Origin of the sequence: Microvirga sp. M2 (assembly GCF_047497095.1) — a bacterium.
Lineage (GTDB): Bacteria > Pseudomonadota > Alphaproteobacteria > Rhizobiales > Beijerinckiaceae > Microvirga.
In genome coordinates, this window is record NZ_CP134065.1 from 562,340 (window position 1) to 578,578 (window position 16,239).

13 protein-coding genes and 5 pseudogenes are annotated in these 16,239 nt (G+C 63.7%); 2 read left to right on the plus strand and 16 right to left on the minus strand.

What is annotated here, in order from left to right; all coding sequences use genetic code 11:
• Positions 1-111: 111 nt before the first annotated feature.
• The 7 genes from RE429_RS31270 to RE429_RS31300 form a co-directional block, all read right to left on the minus strand.
• Positions 112-510, minus strand: a complete 399-nt coding sequence (locus RE429_RS31270) for a DMT family transporter (protein ID WP_414476167.1) — start codon at positions 508-510, stop codon at positions 112-114.
• A complete protein-coding gene (locus RE429_RS31275) occupies positions 507-1,652 on the minus strand; it encodes a GNAT family N-acetyltransferase (protein ID WP_414476168.1) in 1,146 nt (381 codons plus the stop codon). The genes RE429_RS31270 and RE429_RS31275 overlap by 4 nt, the downstream gene beginning before the upstream one ends.
• On the minus strand, positions 1,649-2,500 hold the full coding sequence (locus RE429_RS31280) for an alpha/beta hydrolase (RefSeq protein ID WP_414476169.1): 852 nt from the start codon (positions 2,498-2,500) through the stop codon (positions 1,649-1,651). The genes RE429_RS31275 and RE429_RS31280 overlap by 4 nt, the downstream gene beginning before the upstream one ends.
• Positions 2,501-2,512: 12 nt before the next feature.
• Positions 2,513-2,839, minus strand: coding sequence for an EamA family transporter (locus tag RE429_RS31285; RefSeq protein WP_414476170.1), 327 nt, complete (start codon positions 2,837-2,839; stop codon positions 2,513-2,515).
• A 20-nt stretch (positions 2,840-2,859) separates the two neighbouring features.
• The gene (locus tag RE429_RS31290) at positions 2,860-3,771 is read right to left on the minus strand and encodes a hypothetical protein (protein ID WP_414476171.1); all 912 of its coding nucleotides are present in this window, start codon (positions 3,769-3,771) and stop codon (positions 2,860-2,862) included.
• 34 nt (positions 3,772-3,805) lie between these two features.
• Positions 3,806-4,483, minus strand: coding sequence for an MtnX-like HAD-IB family phosphatase (locus RE429_RS31295; protein ID WP_414476172.1), 678 nt, complete (start codon positions 4,481-4,483; stop codon positions 3,806-3,808).
• A 431-nt stretch (positions 4,484-4,914) separates the two neighbouring features.
• Positions 4,915-6,261 carry an aspartate aminotransferase family protein gene (locus RE429_RS31300; RefSeq protein WP_414476173.1) on the minus strand — a complete coding sequence of 449 codons (1,347 nt, stop codon included), beginning with the start codon at positions 6,259-6,261 and terminating at the stop codon, positions 4,915-4,917.
• Between the two features lie 601 nt (positions 6,262-6,862).
• Here RE429_RS31300 and RE429_RS31305 point away from each other — a divergent pair.
• Positions 6,863-7,675: an IS5 family transposase gene (locus RE429_RS31305; RefSeq protein ID WP_414476174.1), complete on the plus strand. Its 813-nt coding sequence runs from the start codon at positions 6,863-6,865 to the stop codon at positions 7,673-7,675.
• A 347-nt stretch (positions 7,676-8,022) separates the two neighbouring features.
• On the opposite strand, the pseudogene RE429_RS31310 reads toward RE429_RS31305, so the two are convergent.
• Positions 8,023-8,636, minus strand: a pseudogene (locus tag RE429_RS31310) (IS6 family transposase); the annotation flags it as partial.
• On the opposite strand from RE429_RS31310, the pseudogene RE429_RS31315 reads away from it, so the two are divergent.
• A pseudogene (locus tag RE429_RS31315) lies at positions 8,602-9,348 on the plus strand (IS6 family transposase). The pseudogenes RE429_RS31310 and RE429_RS31315 overlap by 35 nt on opposite strands.
• Before the next feature lie 96 nt (positions 9,349-9,444).
• Here RE429_RS31315 and RE429_RS31320 read toward each other — a convergent pair.
• The 8 genes and pseudogenes from RE429_RS31320 to RE429_RS31355 all read right to left on the minus strand — a co-directional run bounded on the left by RE429_RS31320 (position 9,445) and on the right by RE429_RS31355 (position 15,999).
• A complete protein-coding gene (locus RE429_RS31320; protein ID WP_414476175.1) occupies positions 9,445-9,819 on the minus strand; it encodes a hypothetical protein in 375 nt (124 codons plus the stop codon).
• 246 nt (positions 9,820-10,065) lie between these two features.
• Positions 10,066-10,377: pseudogene (locus tag RE429_RS31325) on the minus strand (IS110 family transposase); the annotation flags it as partial.
• A gap of 42 nt (positions 10,378-10,419) precedes the next feature.
• The gene (locus tag RE429_RS31330) at positions 10,420-11,685 is read right to left on the minus strand and encodes an IS256 family transposase (RefSeq protein ID WP_414476176.1); all 1,266 of its coding nucleotides are present in this window, start codon (positions 11,683-11,685) and stop codon (positions 10,420-10,422) included.
• A 74-nt stretch (positions 11,686-11,759) separates the two neighbouring features.
• Positions 11,760-12,028: pseudogene (locus RE429_RS31335) on the minus strand (IS110 family transposase); the annotation flags it as partial.
• A gap of 423 nt (positions 12,029-12,451) precedes the next feature.
• Positions 12,452-13,471 (minus strand): nickel/cobalt transporter, encoded by a 1,020-nt coding sequence (locus RE429_RS31340; protein WP_414476177.1) that lies wholly within the window; start codon positions 13,469-13,471, stop codon positions 12,452-12,454.
• Positions 13,462-14,192 (minus strand): annotated as a pseudogene (locus tag RE429_RS31345) (DUF1007 family protein). Before RE429_RS31345 ends, RE429_RS31340 begins: the two are co-directional and overlap by 10 nt.
• 83 nt (positions 14,193-14,275) lie before the next feature.
• Positions 14,276-14,932 carry a DUF1007 family protein gene (locus RE429_RS31350; protein WP_414476178.1) on the minus strand — a complete coding sequence of 219 codons (657 nt, stop codon included), beginning with the start codon at positions 14,930-14,932 and terminating at the stop codon, positions 14,276-14,278.
• Positions 14,933-15,072: 140 nt separating this feature from the next.
• On the minus strand, positions 15,073-15,999 hold the full coding sequence (locus RE429_RS31355; protein ID WP_414476179.1) for a metal ABC transporter substrate-binding protein: 927 nt from the start codon (positions 15,997-15,999) through the stop codon (positions 15,073-15,075).
• Positions 16,000-16,239: the final 240 nt, after the last annotated feature.

A 16,239-nucleotide genomic window follows, 5' to 3' on the forward strand; every position in this document is an offset into this window, starting at 1 on the left:
TCCCTCCCGACGGCGTAAGTCGCGTGGACGTCCCCACCCGTAGGCAGAGCGATCACGCTCAGGATAGGCTCGAGACCCACCCGCTGAAGTGTTCGAATGGTGAGCACGCGTCTAATCCTCCTCCGTCCCAATGATCGCCACCCCGACCACGATCAGTGCGATGCCGCTCCACCGCAGCAGTCCGAACTGTTCTTGGAACAGGAGGACGGACGCAGCCGTGACCGTGACGTAGATCACGGCGGTCAGTGGAAAGCCGAGGCTCAGCGGAATGCGATCGAGGACTATCATCCAGGAGGCGAATGCACCAATATATCCCACAGCTCCTGCGAGCGTCCAGGGATTGGTGATGGCGGACATGACCCAGTCGATGCCAAAATCCATGGAGCCAAGGTGATCCCCCGCCGCCTTGAGGGCGACCTGCGCCAGCGTCTCTGAGACAACCAGCCCACTCCAGGCCAGGATGGAAGATACCGTGAGATGAGGCTGGAGAACGGATGCGCGGTCTCTCATCGGGCCTGCTCCATGAGCTTTGCAATCACCGGGTCGAACCGGTCGAGCCGCACGAGCCTGGCCACCAGGCCCAGCACATGGTTTGCAAATGTGTTGCGGTGGCGGAAATAAAGCCAGTTGACGGAAAGATGGGATCCCAGCCGGACCTTGGGCGCGTAGAACGACTGGCCGCTCTGATAGACAGACAGGCCACGCTCGCTGCATAGGGCGACGTTGTGGAGCCAACTGACAAAATAGAGGCTGTGCTGCCGAACGGCGCCGTGATCCATGCCGACATACTTGTCGATCAGCCGGCCCTTGCCCTGAAAGACGAGGTTGAACGCAACGAGGTCATCGCCGGCCCAGTAGAGGATCATCGTGGCGGTCGTCCGCATTCTTGCGAGCACAGAGTTGAAATACGCGGGTGGCAGACGCTCGAACGTGAGATCCCCACGCGCGAAGGTCTGCTCGTAAAGGTCCGCGATCCGCGGGAGCACGTCGTCGACCGACTGGCGATGCTCGATCCGAAGTTTGGCGTCCCGCAGCTTCCGGCGCATGTCCTTGCGTGTCGCGCGGTTCAGAGTCGCCAGATAGGCGTCGAGCCCTCCGGCCGGCACGGCAAGGGTCGCGGTCGGCAGGCCTGGCATGCGCTGGAACCCCCGCTCGGTCAGCGCACACTGCCACGGCGCAAGCCGCGCGTCGGGAACGTCCTTGACACCGAGGAGGCTGCACCCCTCGTTCGCGGCCATATCCTCGAAGGCGGCGAGCAAGGCTCGCACGAGGGCTAGCTTGCGTTCGTCGACGACCTCCGGGGCGAAACCGAGATGGCATGTCTCGGCCACAGGCGAGCCCAGCGAGGCCAGGCGCGGCGCCAGAACAGCCGGCAGGGCCGCGGTGAGCGCCGCGAACGCACGTTTCATCCGGCCCGGCGGGACCGTCGTGTCTAGGCGATACTCGGTGAGGAACGCCGGCACCAGGGCAAGTGGCACGCCGGCTTCCAGGATCGCGAGATAGCGCCATTGGAAGCCGGGTGGGCCCGCGTCCTCGATGGCCTTGTAGAACGCCCAGCCTTCCGGGTCGCCCGGAAAGCAGCGATCCCATGCGATCGGATCGATCGCGTCGATGGATTCGAAGACCTGCGGACGAAGCGCAGATGGCCTCATCGGCGGGCTGTCCTGAGGGGCATGACATTCTCGTTTTTCGCAACCCGCAGACGCCGTTGGCGGCCCATGAAGTCGATCGTCCGGCCGACGAGCTGGTCACGGTCACGGTCGAGCGTGATCATATGATAGCTGTTCTCGAGGACCACCTTTTCGACGTCGCCGCCGATCCGGCTCGCCACATAGTTGGCGTTGTGCAAGCTGGTCATGTCGTCGTGCCGGGCGTGAACGACAAGCGCCGGGGTCCGGACGGACGGGAGCACGCGTTTCACCTCGGCGATCAGCCGGTGAAGCTCGACAAGGCTGCGGCCCGGGGTGGTAGCGTTTCCGCTGCTCGCGCTGTCGCCACCCAGCATGGCGCGGGCAATCCGTTCCCGGATCCGGTCATCCTTCAGGCCGTAGGGCGGCGCCTCAACGAAGCGGACCCACTTCGCGAAGCCCAGCGCGAGGGCCGGCTTCACCAGCACCCTTGTCTTCGGGATCGCCCACCCGTCGTAGAACAGCGTCGTGGAGTACAGCGCAAGGCCGGCTACCTCCCCCAGACGGTCCGCAGCCAGCTTGATCGAGAGCAGCGCGCCCATCGACAGTCCACCCACGTAGACCGTCTCGTGTTTCGCTCGGAGCCGGTCAAAGGCAGTTTCGACGCTGCGGCTCCAGTCGCGCCAGCCCGTCCTTACGAGGTCAGCCTCGTCGCCACAATGGCCGGCGAGTTGCACACCATACACAGTGTAGCCGCCCCGTGCGATTGCCTTGCCGATTCCCTTCATTTCGGAAGGCGTACCCGTCAGGCCATGGACCAGCAGCAGGGCCACGGGTCCGCCTTCGAATGTGAAGCTGTTGTCGGTGATCATGTTGGATCCTTCTCAGGCACTGAGGCAAACCAGCGCGACGCCCAGGGTGATGACTGAGGCCCCCAGCCAGCGTCGATTCGAGACGGGCTCGCCAAGCACCGCACGGCTCGCCAGGAGCACGCCGCAATAGGAAAGGGCCGCCAAGGGAAAGGCGATGCTCAGCGGCGCCAGGGAGAGCACGCCAAGCCACATCCCAAGTTCGACCGCATACGCCGCAACCCCTAGGACGATGGCCGGGCTCGCAAGGACCTTTCGCCACACGGGACCTTCGGGCGCTCGCGAAAGGCCCATCTTGAAGGCGATCTGACCGGCGACCTCGAGAAGGATCGTGGCGGCCATCAGGATGATCAGCACCGGCGTCACAGGATGGCCGCGAGGAGGTTTAGAAGGCGGGAATTGGTCGCATCATTGATGGCGGTGCCTACCGGCGCGTCGTTTGGCTGATCAATCCAGGCCTCGAGCCGTTTCGCCGGATGGCGGTGGCGGCGCGGGGCGTACTCCCCGCAGACGTCCACGCCGGCAATGGGCGCATGGCGCGCCAGCGCAGACAGAGCCTCTTCCAGGTAGGCCAACGGCATGGCGCCCTGGTCCCAGTTCGTCGCGGCCTCCGTCGGCCCAAGCACATCCTTGTCGATGCTGATCCACAGGGTCTCGCCCGCGATCCGCCGGACCAGATCTTCCACGAAGCCGGGCCACGTGCTCCCGGCCAGACCGTTCCAATACAGCTTGCGACCTTCGGTTCGGTGCCCGGGAACTCCACGGACACCGCGCCCTAGGATAGCGGGCGACCTGGACCAGGGGTGAAGTTCGAGGCGGCCATTCTGAAGAGCCTGGATCCAGGCAGTGCGACCGCCCAGCCGCGTGAGGTCGTCACTACAGCACCCGATCGTGATCACCTTTCGGACGTGGGCGAGCACCAGCGCCGCGTTGACCCAGGAACCGCAGTGGCGACGCGGAAAGCTCCATGCGCCGTCCGGATGGTTGTCGAAGTGAATGACCGTCACGGGACGATCGGCACGTTCAATGAGGGCGGGCGTGAGATGATGGAAGTCCCCGGATCCAGTCATGAATACATCGGTCGCGCCCGATTGGGATTGCGGCAGTCGGGCACGGAAGCCGTCAAAGTCGGCCTCCCAGGCCCACAGCCGCAGGGCCGGGCCGAGATCTAGAAGGTCGATGCGCCGCGCCTGCGCCGTGGCCAGACGGTCGCGGACGGCGGGCTGGGCCGTGAGGGTTGCGTCGGTGTCAAGAACCGTCAGGATCATCGCCATGAGGCGCGGTTCCAAATGCGGTCAGCCATGGGGCTCACGCGGCATCCCGGAATGCACCGAGTTCGGCGAGGCCATCAGCCACCTCGGCGAAGCTTTCGAATGCCCGGTGCGGGAGGTTGTGGGCCCGGCAATGCGCCAGCAAGGTCGAGGGTGTGCCGCCAATGCTCTTTGCGAACACGAAATCGACCCGCTCGGCGAGGCAGATGTCCGAGCGGCCGTCACCCACTAGGACAGTCAGGCTATCGCGCGCCTCGGAAGCGGCGGCACATTTGCAATTCGCGGCCTGGACCCGGCACGTGTCAGCAGCGTGCGGGCACTCGAGCGCCCACCCTCCCGTGGCCGAGTGCACAAGCCGGTTGGCCCTGACCTCGAGTGACAGGTCCTCGCGCTTCAGGATGCGGTCGATGGCGTGATCGAGCCCGTCACTGACGACCGTCACATGGATGCGACGCTCCTGGCAGAGGCGGACGAAGCCCGGGAACGTCGGATCGATCGGCAGCCGGTCGAGCAACGCATTCACATCGTCCAGCCCGGCACGCAACAGTGCGACCTGCCGGCGCATGCACTCGTCCGAACCGATCCGGCCTGCTTTCCAGGCCTCCTCGACCGTCTCCCATTCCGGGTCGGCAAAGGCGGTAAGGAGAGCGTCCGTTACGTCATCGAGGGCAATGGTGCCGTCGAAGTCGCAGAGTACCCGAAAATTTGTGTTCATGGATTCAGTCAGGAGAGAGAAGGAACCTTGGCCGCCTTTATGCAAGAACCGTGCCATTCTAATGCCCGGTATGATTTCCTTGCTTTTCCTGGAATTCTTCGTGGCGGATGATCGTCCCCACAATTGCCGAGCTACACATTTTGGAGCTCTCTCCCTTTCTGCGAGCGTCCTGGCCTGCGGACTTCACCTGGCCTCACGCTCTTGCCTTCCGTTACGGCTCTGGTCCACGGAGGCGGATCTGTCGGCAAACGGCCTGCTGGAGCAGTTCCGGGACGGAGCGTGAGGCCGGGCTTCACTGCACCACCGTTACACTCCGCAATGGCTGAGCACCTGCCATTCATCAAGCCGCCGGATCCGTCAGACCGATGCTGTGCCGCCGCCTCTGTTCCTCGCTGTTCGAGGTCGGCAGCGGCGCAGTCACTTACGGCACATCAGATGGCCGACGCGAGCTCGCATGCGACGTCCCGGGCAGCCTCCAAGGTTGCATCGATGTCCTCTTGGGTATGCGCGGCCGAGACGAAGAGATTTTCGTAGGCACCCGGGTGGAACAGAACGCCGCGGGAGAGCATGCCGCGCCACCACCGATCGAAAAGTTGCTGGTCCGCGAACCGCTCCGCGTCACGGTAGTTCCTGATCGGCCGGGTCGTAAACCAGACCTGCATCAGGGCGCCGATCCCGACGACGTGGGCCGGCAGCCCTGCTTTTCCCAGGACATCCTGAAGCCCGTACCGCAGGCGGTCAGATATGGCGTCGAGCGCGTCGTAAAAGCCCGGCGCGGCGAGTTCGTCGAGCGTCGCGTTGGCGGCTGCAACGGCGATGCCGTTCGCCGTGTAGGTGCCGGCCATGGAGACCCGTCCATCGTCGACCAGCGCCATGATGTCACGGCGCCCACCGAGCGCCGCGACCGGGAAGCCACCGCCTAGCCCCTTGGCGAAAACGGAGAGATCCGGCGTGATCCTCAGGCGGGCTTGGGCGCCACCGATCGACAGGCGGAACCCTGTGATAACCTCGTCGAAAATCAGCACGATCCCAGCCTTTTCAGTCATCGCGCGTATGGCTTCGAGATAGCCGGGCTCCGGCAGGATGCAGCCCGTATTGCACATGACGGGCTCGGTCAGGACAGCGGCGATCTCATTACCATGAGTATGAATGGCCGTCTTCAACGCATCGGGATCGTTCCAGGGCAATATGATGAGGTTGGCTTCGACACCAGCGGGCAGGCCGGGGCCCTGCGGCACCGGGCGCGGCTGACGATCCGGCCCCGCCTTCTCGATCGCTGGATGTTTGCTCCAATACACGGCGTCAGAGAAGCCGTGATACATGCCCTCAAAACGAATGATCTTGTTCCGCCCAGTGAATGCGCGCGCGAGGCGGGTGGCGTAGAGCACGGCCTCGGTGCCAGTGTTACACAGGCGCACCTGGTCCACGGAGGGAACCGCGTCCACGATTTTCTGCGCGAGAACTGCCTCGTCGGCCGTCGGCAGCGCGAAGACCGTTCCACGCTGCTGAATGAAGTCGACGACGGCCTGCGTGACGGCCGGAGGCCTGTGACCGAGGAGCATCGGGCCAAGGCCAAGCAGGTAGTCGATATACACGTTTCCGTCGACGTCCTGGACCTGTGAGCCGGAACCCTTCTCAACGAACAGCGGATAGGGGGTCCAGCCAGACCACTGGGCCCGGGCCGTGCTGTTGACACCACCCGGGATGAGCCGGCGGGCGGTCTGGAACAGAGCGCCGCTGGTCTCGGTCGCCGTCGTCTGGATCTGCATAAAATTCATTTAAGCTCTCGTGTTTGGGCGGTCTCGCCAGACGGCGAGCCGAAGCGGAGCCAAGACGATGCGCCCGGCCAGGAAACCGGGCACACTGCAAGCGACGGCTCCACGTCGCCACAGCAGGAAGATGCGCGCATCAAGCACCCGCTGAAGCAAGATCCGTGCCGACCAAGGCAGAAAAGGCAAATGGTGGAAAAGACTAGGGGAATCGGCCCGATTGGAAAATCTCGAGCGGCTTTTCGGCTACATTTTTTGGAGTTGCTCTCCGGAATGAAGGGGGACTGCCGAGCCCATCCTGGGAACATCGGCTACCGCAGATCAAGGCTACCGCACTTTATGCGGCCCAACGGCAGGTTCGCGTAAATCGGCCGGCTGAGGGGACCGAAAGGCCACTCATGAAACCTGTACGCGGGTGGGCTCGACCCTTGGCCCTTCGGGTGATGCAATCGGGCTGCTGGGTAGGACGGGAGTGGTCCCATGGCACGCCGTCAGATCGGACAGGAAGTCTTCACGTTTGTCGCCGATCCCATCTTCCATCGCGGCTCTCTGGATCGGCTGTGTGGGCCGATCGACTGGTCCTTGCTGGATCGAGACTTGGCCGACATCTATGCCCGCTGCCAAGGGCGAACCTGCCTGGCCACCGCTGGCCCTGTTCCGGGCCCTGCTGCTGGCGGTCTGGTACGACTTGTCGGATGTGAAGCTTTCTGAGGCGCTGGAGGATCGAGCCTCGTTCCGGCGCTTCTGCGGGTTCGCCGCCCACGAGCCGACGCCAGAGCGCACCGCCTTCGTGCGGTTCCGGCGGGAACTCGGGCAGCGCGGTCCCGACAAGGTGCTGTTCGATGAGGTGACGCGCGAACTCAAAGCCCAAGCCATCACCATCAAGACAGGCACGCTGGTGGATGCAACTGTGATCGCTTCGGCCACTCACCGGGATGAGGAGGCTTCCTGGGCCGGGCACAAGCGGCGCAAGGCGATCCGCGGCTTCAAGGCCCATGTGGCGGCAGATGCCGATACGGCCCTCGTGGAGGCATTGGCCGTTACCCCCGGCAACGTCAACGACGGGCGGACCGGCAGCACGGTGCTGCCGGATCACCCTGGCGATGTTGACGCGGACAGCGCCTACCGTGGAACAGTTTTTGCCTCCGCCGTGCAGAGCAAAGGCGGATGCCCGTGTGTGGTCCAGACGGGCGTGTGGGGCCGGCCCGGGGGCAATGCCTTACGCAAGTTGCGGGCGTGGAACCATCACGTCCAGCACGTGCGCTGCCGGATTGAGAAGATCTTCGGAACCTGGAAGCGCAGCTATGGCTTGCGCCGCATGCGTTGGACGGGACTGGCGAAAGCGGCCCTGCAGGTCAGATTGACGGCCAGCGCCTACAACCTGAAACGGACGGCGGTGATCCTGATGCCGGAGATAACCTGATCGAAACCGAAGTGCGCGCTCAAGCCCCCCTGAGGCGCGCACCGGGCGTTGACGCCGTCGGTCCGGGAAAGCGAGGTCGAAGGCATCGCTCACGGTCCAGCGAGGTCGCGATTTCGCTACCCGCACATAGGTCTCCTGGATGTTTGATCCCGGGGTTTGATGGCGCGATATTATCCTTGGAATGGAGGGACGCGCATGGGCCAAGTTCTCCATGGGAGCGCCACAACGACAGAGGCGATCCGTCGCGCAATACAAAATAGTCAAGCGAGCTTGAGAGCCCTGGCGGTCGCCCCGGCGGGAGATATGACCATCGTAGTCGACCGCGCCCGACTGGTAGCGCCTAGTGGTCAGGCCCAACCAGGCGCCGATTCGAAGGCTCGGGCGCGGGACTGGTGACGATCAGCGGCGTTAGAGTTCGCGGGATGACGGAAGAGGTTGGCGATCTGATATGAACTGAGAGAAAGCGCTGGGCCTGCCCAGCTGACTTGAAGCGTTTCATGATGCGCTCGCGTCGTCGGACGGGTTGATGGCTGTTCTCCGCTCTGTTGGCCAAGTCTTTGTGTTGTCGGTGCTCCACACTGGGCATGACCGTCTTTCTCGCCGCTGCATAACTGGCGAGTTTGTCCGTGATCATCACGCGAGGCGTTCTACCCTGCTCCTTGAGCAATTTTCGCAGCAGGCGCTTCGCGGCTTTTGTGTCGCGACGGCTCTGGACTAGGGTGTCGAGCACGAACCCGTTCTGATCTACCGCCCGCCAGAGCCAATGCTTTTCACCGGCAATGGTGATGACGACCTCGTCCAGGTGCTATTTGTCGCCAGGCGCGGGCCGACGCCGACGGATCTGGTTGGCAAAGTCCTAGCCGAATTTCAGCGCCCACTGCCGTAGGGGATTCTGTTGCAGCTTTGAAGGTCTCCTTGCCTGGACTATGACGTGCGGGCGGTGCGAGGGGGGCGCTGTGAAGCAGAATAACAAGAACCCGTTTAAGGGTCGGCAGTTTACGGCGGAGATGTTCCTCTGGGCGGTGCGCTGGTATCTGCAGTTCCCGATCAGCTACCGCGATCTTGAGCGCATGTTCTCCGATCGAGGCGTTCAGGTCGATCACACCACCCTGTTTCGGTAGATCCAGGCCTATGCACCGGAGTTGGAGAGGCGCATCCGTCCGCATCTTCGTATGAGGAACGGTTCCTGGCGGGTTGACGAAACATATATCCGAGTGAAGGGGAAGTGGGTGTATCTCTACCGCGCCGTCGATGCTCGCGGACAAACCATCGATTTCCTGCTTTCCCCTAAGCGGGATGCCGCGGCGGCACGGCGGTTCTTCCGGAAAGCGCTGAAGCAGCCCCACACGGTTAATCAGCGGACCATTACGCTCGACAAGAACGCCGCCTACCCCATTGCGACGAAAGCTATGAAACGGCATGGGGAACTCTGGCGCTTTGCCAGACTCCGGCAGGTGAAATTCTTGAACAACATCGTCGAGCAGGATCACCGGCGTATCAAGCGCCTGGTTCGGCCAGGGCTGGGCTTCAAGAGCTTCGCGTCCGCCTCGCAGACGATTGCAGGTTATGAGGCCATGGCGATGATTCCTAAGGGACAGGTTGTAAGTGCGCCAGCCAACGACATGAAGGCCCAGAGCGACTTCATTGCTACCCTGTTCGGCGTAGACGCGTAACCTACGTCCTTATCTGACCTTCGCATGATCTATGCCAGGAGTGGCAACGGAGCCCACGGGCATGCCCGATCTCAATCCCTTTGCCCCAGGGCGGGCCTAGAGTCCTCCCATCATCATGTCGAGGGCCGCCTGCACAGCTGGGACAGAGGCAAGGGCGTAGAACAGGTAAAATCCATTAAACCGTACGGCCGTATCCGCGGCCTTGTCTTGGAAGCCTGGCGGATGCGGCTCGGCGGGACGAAGTGGACGCTCGAATTCCCAATGGTCCGGCCCGATGAAGTCGGGAACCGGGCAAACCTCAGGCACGGCACAGACGATTTCGGGAAACTCCCGGTTCCTGAAAAGATTGTAGGCGCGCTCATGTGCCTCGGCCGGGGCTGTAGCAGACTTGTGAGCAGACGTCGTGGCATGCTTTCCTGAGATTGTTGCTGTGTTGATGGAGTTGCTGAAGCTGAAATGGCGGTACCACACCAGGTACCATCCTGTGGCGTTCTGAAGGGGTAGACTGGTCAGGTTGGCTCACGCTCAGGGAAAAGCTCGCTTCTGCGAATGTCCGCAATAGGGCAAGTGTGTGAAGAGGACGTGGCTCCCCTGCGGCAGTGATGCGCAGGAGCGTTCGTGCAGGGAGGCACAATGGAGCTGAAAGCGCCACTCTATCACGGAGTTCGATTGGTATATTGGTCTTGCTTCAAGTGGAGCAAGTCCATTGACCAGCACCAGTTGCTCGGCCAGAGTCAGGATCCAGGCGCGGGCCAGCTCCGGCACCCGCTCATCGCCATCACGGACCAGCAGAAGCAACTCGTCGACACCTTCGCGACCGATCTTCGCCACCACGCCGAACTCGGCCAGGTGCGCCCGGATGGCGTTCGTGAGCATGGTCCTCTGGTGCATCTGCATTAATCGCACCCCGTGCAGCATGAGGATGCCCTGCTGCTCCTGCGTTTTGGTGTCGATAAAGCGCATGGTGGGCCGGATGACGGCCTCGCAGATCGCCTCGGCATCGGCCATGTCGTTCTTCTGCCGCTTCACAAGGTTTGACGAGTTATGCCGGAATTTAGGTGATGGGGCCGATCAGGCGACGTTGTGTGATGGCGTCGGAAGGATCTCGGCGCCATCCTGGAATCTGACACCGGCGATCACCTTCGGCAACTGGTTTTCGCCCATCAGCCGCCGCCAGGTTTTCGAAGCCGCCATGATGAGCTTGAACACCATCAGCCGAGCGGTCGTGGGCGACAACGCGCCCTTGGTGCGCACGGTCCGGTGCCGCACCGTCGCAAACACACTTTCGATCGGGTTTGTCGTGCGCAGATGGATCCAGTGCTCAGCGGGCCAGTCGAAGAACGCCAGCAGCGCCTGCTGGTCCCTGCGTAGGCACTCCACCGCCTTGGGATAGCGCGCCTGGTAGGCCTCGGCAAACAGATCGACAGCGACCTCGGCCTGAGCTCGGGTCGGCGCGAGATAAATCTCGCGCAGGGCGGCCTTCATGCCCGGCTGTACGGACTTGGGCACCTTGTTGAGCACATTGGCGGTCTTGTGCAGCCAGCACCTCTGATGATGCGTGCCGGGGAAGAGCTCATCGAGCGCCTTCCAGAAGCCGAGTGCCCCGTCCCCGACGGCAATCCGGGGCGGGATAGTCAAACCACGACGTTTGATCTCGACCAGAAGCTCACGCCAGCTCTGGGCGCTCTCGCGCACCCCAGCCCGGAAGCCGACCAGCTCCTTCTTGCCCTCCGGGGTGGCGCCGATCAGCACCAGGATGCATTCGGCTTGATCCTCCATGCGGGCCTGCAGGTAGACGCCGTCGGCCCAGACGTAGACGTACCGGCGAGTTGCCAGGTCCCGGGCCTGCCAACGCTCGTACTCGGCCTGCCATTCGCCGGTGAGCCGGGTGATAGCGGACGGCGACAGGTTCGGGGCGTCCTTGCCGAGCAAGGCCGAGAGTGCCTCCTGGAAGTCGCCGGTCGAGAGCCCGCGCAGATAGAGGATCGGCAGCAGCGCATCCAGGCTCCTGGTGCGCCGCGCCCATTTCGGCAGGATGGCCGAGGAAAAGCTGATGCGGTCCCCGCCGACATCACCCCGGTCGCGGATCTTGACCCGGCGGACCTCAACCGGGCCGATGCCGGTCTGGATCGTGCGCTCGGGGCCATGCCCGTGCCGGACCAGGCGCTCACGTCCGTCCGGCAGCTTCAGATCGCGCATGCTGGCGAGAAAGGCCTCGGCTTCGATTTCGATGGCTTGGGCCAGGAGCTTGCGGGCGCCGGCGCGGAGAATATCGGTCAGGGGATCGTCAATCGCGTCGGGCTGACGAAGGCGGACAATGTTGGTAGTGTCGGTCATGACGTATCGCTCTTCTTGAAGAGGTTCTGGCAGGCTGGACACCCGCCTCGATACGTCGCCCTTCTCAAACCGTCATCACCCACATTCCGAAATAACTCAGGTTTGACATAAGCCGGCGGCATGAGTTTCACCTCATGGCCGAGGCTTTGGAACTCCCGCGACCAGTGATGGCCGAGGCACAGGCCTCGATGCCGATCAGGCACGGCGGCAGGCTGGCAAAAAACTTGAGCACCTGCCCTCGCCTGACTTGGCGCCGGATCAGCACCTCGCCCGTGGCGCTGATGCCGTGCACCTGGAAGACCGACTTGGCGATATCCAGACCGATGGTGGTGACCGTGCGCATGGGTTGCTCCTGTGTCGCTGGCTGCTCGAAGCAGCCATGCTACCTCACCGCTGGGTGAGAGCCGTCCACAGCATCAGTTCCAGACCTTGGGGAACCTCCTGAGGCTCCGTTATTTTGCTCCTGCCTCAGAGAGTGATGACCAACGGGCTGCGGCTTGCACGAGGTCCGCATCGCTGACCTGCACAACGGCCCGACAATCTTCACGGCCTGGGTCTTCCGGCCGGGCGCATGATCGGTATCACGGTCTCGATGTCGGGGCATCCGGGGTCCGGGCATGCGATCTCATTGATCGCTATGGTATCCGTCTCGCCCAAGCCGAACGCGGCCCGAACGCGCGGCTTCACCTGCGCCACCAGGGCGACCCGCTCCTCCGCTTGCCTCCGCCGTTCCCGCCACCACTGAAGCATTGATGCCGCCCTCCCATCACGAACCCGCCCAAAGTCCCACCAGCAGCGAAGCGCCGAGCACGACGACGAAGGCGGCGGCGAGCAGCTCGAGACACGCGATGACGATGGCACCCGCCGCACCGCGCCCGCCGGCCACCTTGAGAGCAAGAGCCTTGGCGAACACCGCAACCGCCGCGATGGCGCTGGTGGTGAGCGCGGTGCCAAGCGCCATGGCGAAGGTGGCGGCAATGCCTGCCGCGAACAGTCCCTGCGCCAGGGAGAAGACCAGCACGATCAGCGCGCCCGCGCAGGGGCGGATGCCGGCGGCCAGCGCCACGCCTGCCATGTCGCGCCACCGGGTGAGGCGGTCGAGCTCCTCGGGCGGCGGCATGTGCACGTGATCGCAGCTTTCCTGCGGTACGGTGCTCAAGGGATCTTTCGCAAGCGCCAGCACGCCCAGCACCTTGCCGCTCTTGCGCCATGTGATCGCCAAGCCGAGGAGGGCGACGACGATGAAGCTCAATAATTCCACGTTCAGAGCGAGCTTGTTCATGGTGGAGGCGGTGGCGCGCAGCACCACGCTGACCGTACCGACGATGAGAATGGCGACGAGAGCCTGCACGAGGGCGGCGGCGAAGCTCAAGGCAAAGCCTTTGCGCAGCGCCTTCTCGTCCGCCACCAGATAGGCCGAGATCACGCCTTTGCCGTGCCCTGGGCCTGCCGCGTGGAAGATTCCATAGGCGAAGCCCACGACGAGAAGGGAGCTCAAGGCTGCGCCGCTCTCCTTCATGGCGCGCAGGCTCGCCTGGAGGCTCGCATAGAAGCCGGACTGGATGGAGAGGATCCACGCGCCGAGATTGCCGGAGGGCGCGGCTTCGCGAATTCCCATGCCGAAGGGGCTGCGGGGCGGGGGCGCGCCGATGGGGCCGACCCACAAGGCGAGCAGGCTCATGGCGCCCGCCATGACGGCCACTGCCGCAGCCATCAGGGCAAGTCTCTGCCAGAGCCGGATCCGGGCGTGTGCTGGGGAGCTGAGGGGAGCGGAGGTCACGGACATGCGATAATGGCCTTGTTGGAATATTCCACGCTGAAATTCGCGCCAGGAGCGGCTTGGATCGCGCCCTCGTCCTGCAGGATCCTCTGCATGGCGGCGTCGAGGGGCTTCGCCTTGGCGACGCTCGTGATGCAGCCCTGCGGCGCATTGGCGAGCGTCACGGACGATTGATCCGCAGGGCTGAAATAGACGAATAAGGTCGGGTCGTCGATTTCGATGGCAAGGTTGCCATTGGCCGGGCGGAGGTCTTCAGCAGCAGGAAGAACGCCATGGCCACCTGCTTGCCCTCCATGACCATCCGGGCTTCGCGCGGCTCGCCGAAAGCCTGCGGCTTGCTCTTCACCTTCAGGGTCGCGAAATAATCGAACTCGTTGAGAGAGGCGGCATTCTCGTTTGCCAGCTCCTGCAGTTCTTCCGGGGTGAGCTGGCCGTCGTTGTTCCTGTCCAGCCCTTGCGTGACATAGGCGGTGTAAGCCTCGTCGAAGACCCAGTGGTGACGGATCCCCGTGACGCCATTCGGGGTGAACACTACATCTGCCTGGGCGGTGACCCACACATGGGGGTGCGCGAAGGCGGGCGAGGCCAGCCCGATCAGACAGAGAGCCAGAAGGGGTTTCAGTCCTGGAGGAGCCCTGGGATCGCTCTTGCACCGCCGTGCTTGCGGCGAGCCTCGAAGGCGGTGATTCGAACCATGAGGGTTCATGGTTAAGAGAGACGAAACCATGGCGCATGCTCACGGGTGCCGCCGCAAGGACAAGGCGGACGGGTGTCGGCGGCGCACCGACCGAACGGACAACGAAGCGGTCCTCAGGAGCATGAGACCCGGACCCGGTTGGCGAATTGCACGCCAGAGTTCGAGGCCGACGTCAGCGTCTGGAAGAAGGCTTCCGAGAGCTGCTGCGGCTTTTGGGCCGTCAGGGGCTTGGGTGCCGTCGGCCCGGTCACCGCGACGGCACAGCCCCCGGGAGCGCCCTTGAGCGTGACGGCGTCCTTGGCCGCCATGCTGACGGACACGAAGTAGGTCGGATCGTAAATCTCGACCGACAAGGTCTTGCCGGGACCGATTGGGGTCTTGAGCGGCAGGACAAAGGTGAGGGTCAGGGCCTCGTCGGCAAGGCTCATGCCGGACTCGGTCGGCTCGCTGAACTCCTGCTCGGAGCCGTTCGCCTTCAGGATGGTGAAGTAGTCGAACTCGGCAAGGGATCGGGTGTTCTCCCGCGCCAGGTCCCGGAGTTCGTCCGGGGTCGGCTTGCCGTCATGGTTGGCACCGAGGCCCTGGGTCATGAAGCTCGAGTTGCCCGGATCGAAGGTCCAGGCGTGCCGTATGCCCGAGACGCGGCCGTCCGCGGTGAACAGGATCTCGGCCCGGGCCGTCACCCAGACATGCGGATGGGCCCACGCCGGACCTGCCATCACGAGCATGGCGATACCGGGAACCAAACGACACAGGCCGAAACGTGCCATGGGATGTCACCCGGGGGAAGACACCCACCGCAGGGTGGAGGGTTGTCGCGAAGCTTCCCCGCCTGGCTTTGGATCGGGGACAAATGCGGCAGCAGAGAGGCTGAGCCACCGGATGGCCCAACCCGCTCACCCTCCGTTCGCTAGCCCATCAGGGCGGTACTGAAGGCCCGGACGTTGTTGCGGATCATGTCGACGTAGGTGCCGGCTGGCCCGTCCGGCGGCGACAGGGCATCCGAGTAGATCTTGTCGCCGATGCGGGCGCCCGTTTCCTTGGCGATCCGCTGCATCAGGCGATCATCCGAGATGTTCTCGATGAAGACCGCCGGGATCTTCTGCGCCTTGATCTGGCGGATGATCCTGGCGACATCCCCGGCCGAGGCCTCGGCCTCGGTGGAGACGCCTTGGGGTGCAACGACCTGGATGCCGTAAGCGGCCGCGAAGTATCCCAGCGCATCATGCGTGGTGATGATCCGGCGTCGGTCGGCCGGGATCTTCGCGATGGCGGCTTTGACCTCGGCATCAAGCGCATCCAGTGTGGACAGGTACCGGGCGGCGTTGCCCTCATACGTCTCCTTGACGCCCGGGTCGGCCTGGACCAGGGCATCCCGGATGTTGGCCACGTAGAGCTTCACATTGGCGACATTCTGCCAGGCATGGGGATCGAGGCGATGCTCGCCGCTATGCCCCGCGTGCGTGTCGTGGCTGACTTCGGCTCCTTCGATGGGCTTCACACCCGTTGAGGCAACGATCATTGGAGCGGTTGAACCGGAAGCCTTGAAGAAGCGGTCCATCCATCCTTCGAGTCCGAGGCCGTTCACGAACACCACCTGGGCGGCTTTGACCTTCATGGCATCGGCAGGCGAAGGCGAGAAGACGTGAGCGTCCCCGTTCGGACCCACCAGGGCTGTGACCTCGACCCGATCCCCGCCGACCTGCCGGACCAAGTCGCCCAGGATGCTGAAGGAGGCCACTGCCTTGATCTTCTCTGCGGCGTGCACAGGCCACGTGGAGACGGCAAGGGCTGCCCCGACGAACAGGGCCAACGTGGATCGTCTGGAAGGAAACATGAGAATCTCCCGGTGTGAGGATGGATGGAGCATACCTACGTATAGTATACTATACGCTCAGGCAATCCATCAGCCGCAAGAGTTGATCCGCCCATCGAGACACGGAGTTGTCGCCGGCAAGTTCACGGGGAGACGGTCAACTGTCGTCCTGCCGTTCCGCTAGGCTGAGCGCATCCCGCACATCTCGATAGGCCTGGGCGCAGGGCCGGGTTGCCATAGGTGGTGGGGGTGCCCTCCCCC

What these genes read in the sequence shown, in the direction of transcription:
- RE429_RS31270 (WP_414476167.1), bottom strand. Translation starts at nt 510, where the DNA reads ATGAGAGACCGCGCATCCGTTCTCCAGCCTCATCTCACGGTATCTTCC.
- RE429_RS31275 (WP_414476168.1), bottom strand. Translation starts at nt 1,652, where the DNA reads ATGAGGCCATCTGCGCTTCGTCCGCAGGTCTTCGAATCCATCGACGCG.
- RE429_RS31280 (WP_414476169.1), bottom strand. Translation starts at nt 2,500, where the DNA reads ATGATCACCGACAACAGCTTCACATTCGAAGGCGGACCCGTGGCCCTG.
- RE429_RS31285 (WP_414476170.1), bottom strand. Translation starts at nt 2,839, where the DNA reads ATGGCCGCCACGATCCTTCTCGAGGTCGCCGGTCAGATCGCCTTCAAG.
- RE429_RS31290 (WP_414476171.1), bottom strand. Translation starts at nt 3,771, where the DNA reads ATGGCGATGATCCTGACGGTTCTTGACACCGACGCAACCCTCACGGCC.
- RE429_RS31295 (WP_414476172.1), bottom strand. Translation starts at nt 4,483, where the DNA reads ATGAACACAAATTTTCGGGTACTCTGCGACTTCGACGGCACCATTGCC.
- RE429_RS31300 (WP_414476173.1), bottom strand. Translation starts at nt 6,261, where the DNA reads ATGAATTTTATGCAGATCCAGACGACGGCGACCGAGACCAGCGGCGCT.
- RE429_RS31305 (WP_414476174.1), top strand. Translation starts at nt 6,863, where the DNA reads ATGCCCGCTGCCAAGGGCGAACCTGCCTGGCCACCGCTGGCCCTGTTC.
- RE429_RS31330 (WP_414476176.1), bottom strand. Translation starts at nt 11,685, where the DNA reads ATGACCGACACTACCAACATTGTCCGCCTTCGTCAGCCCGACGCGATT.
- RE429_RS31340 (WP_414476177.1), bottom strand. Translation starts at nt 13,471, where the DNA reads ATGTCCGTGACCTCCGCTCCCCTCAGCTCCCCAGCACACGCCCGGATC.
- RE429_RS31350 (WP_414476178.1), bottom strand. Translation starts at nt 14,932, where the DNA reads ATGGCACGTTTCGGCCTGTGTCGTTTGGTTCCCGGTATCGCCATGCTC.
- RE429_RS31355 (WP_414476179.1), bottom strand. Translation starts at nt 15,999, where the DNA reads ATGTTTCCTTCCAGACGATCCACGTTGGCCCTGTTCGTCGGGGCAGCC.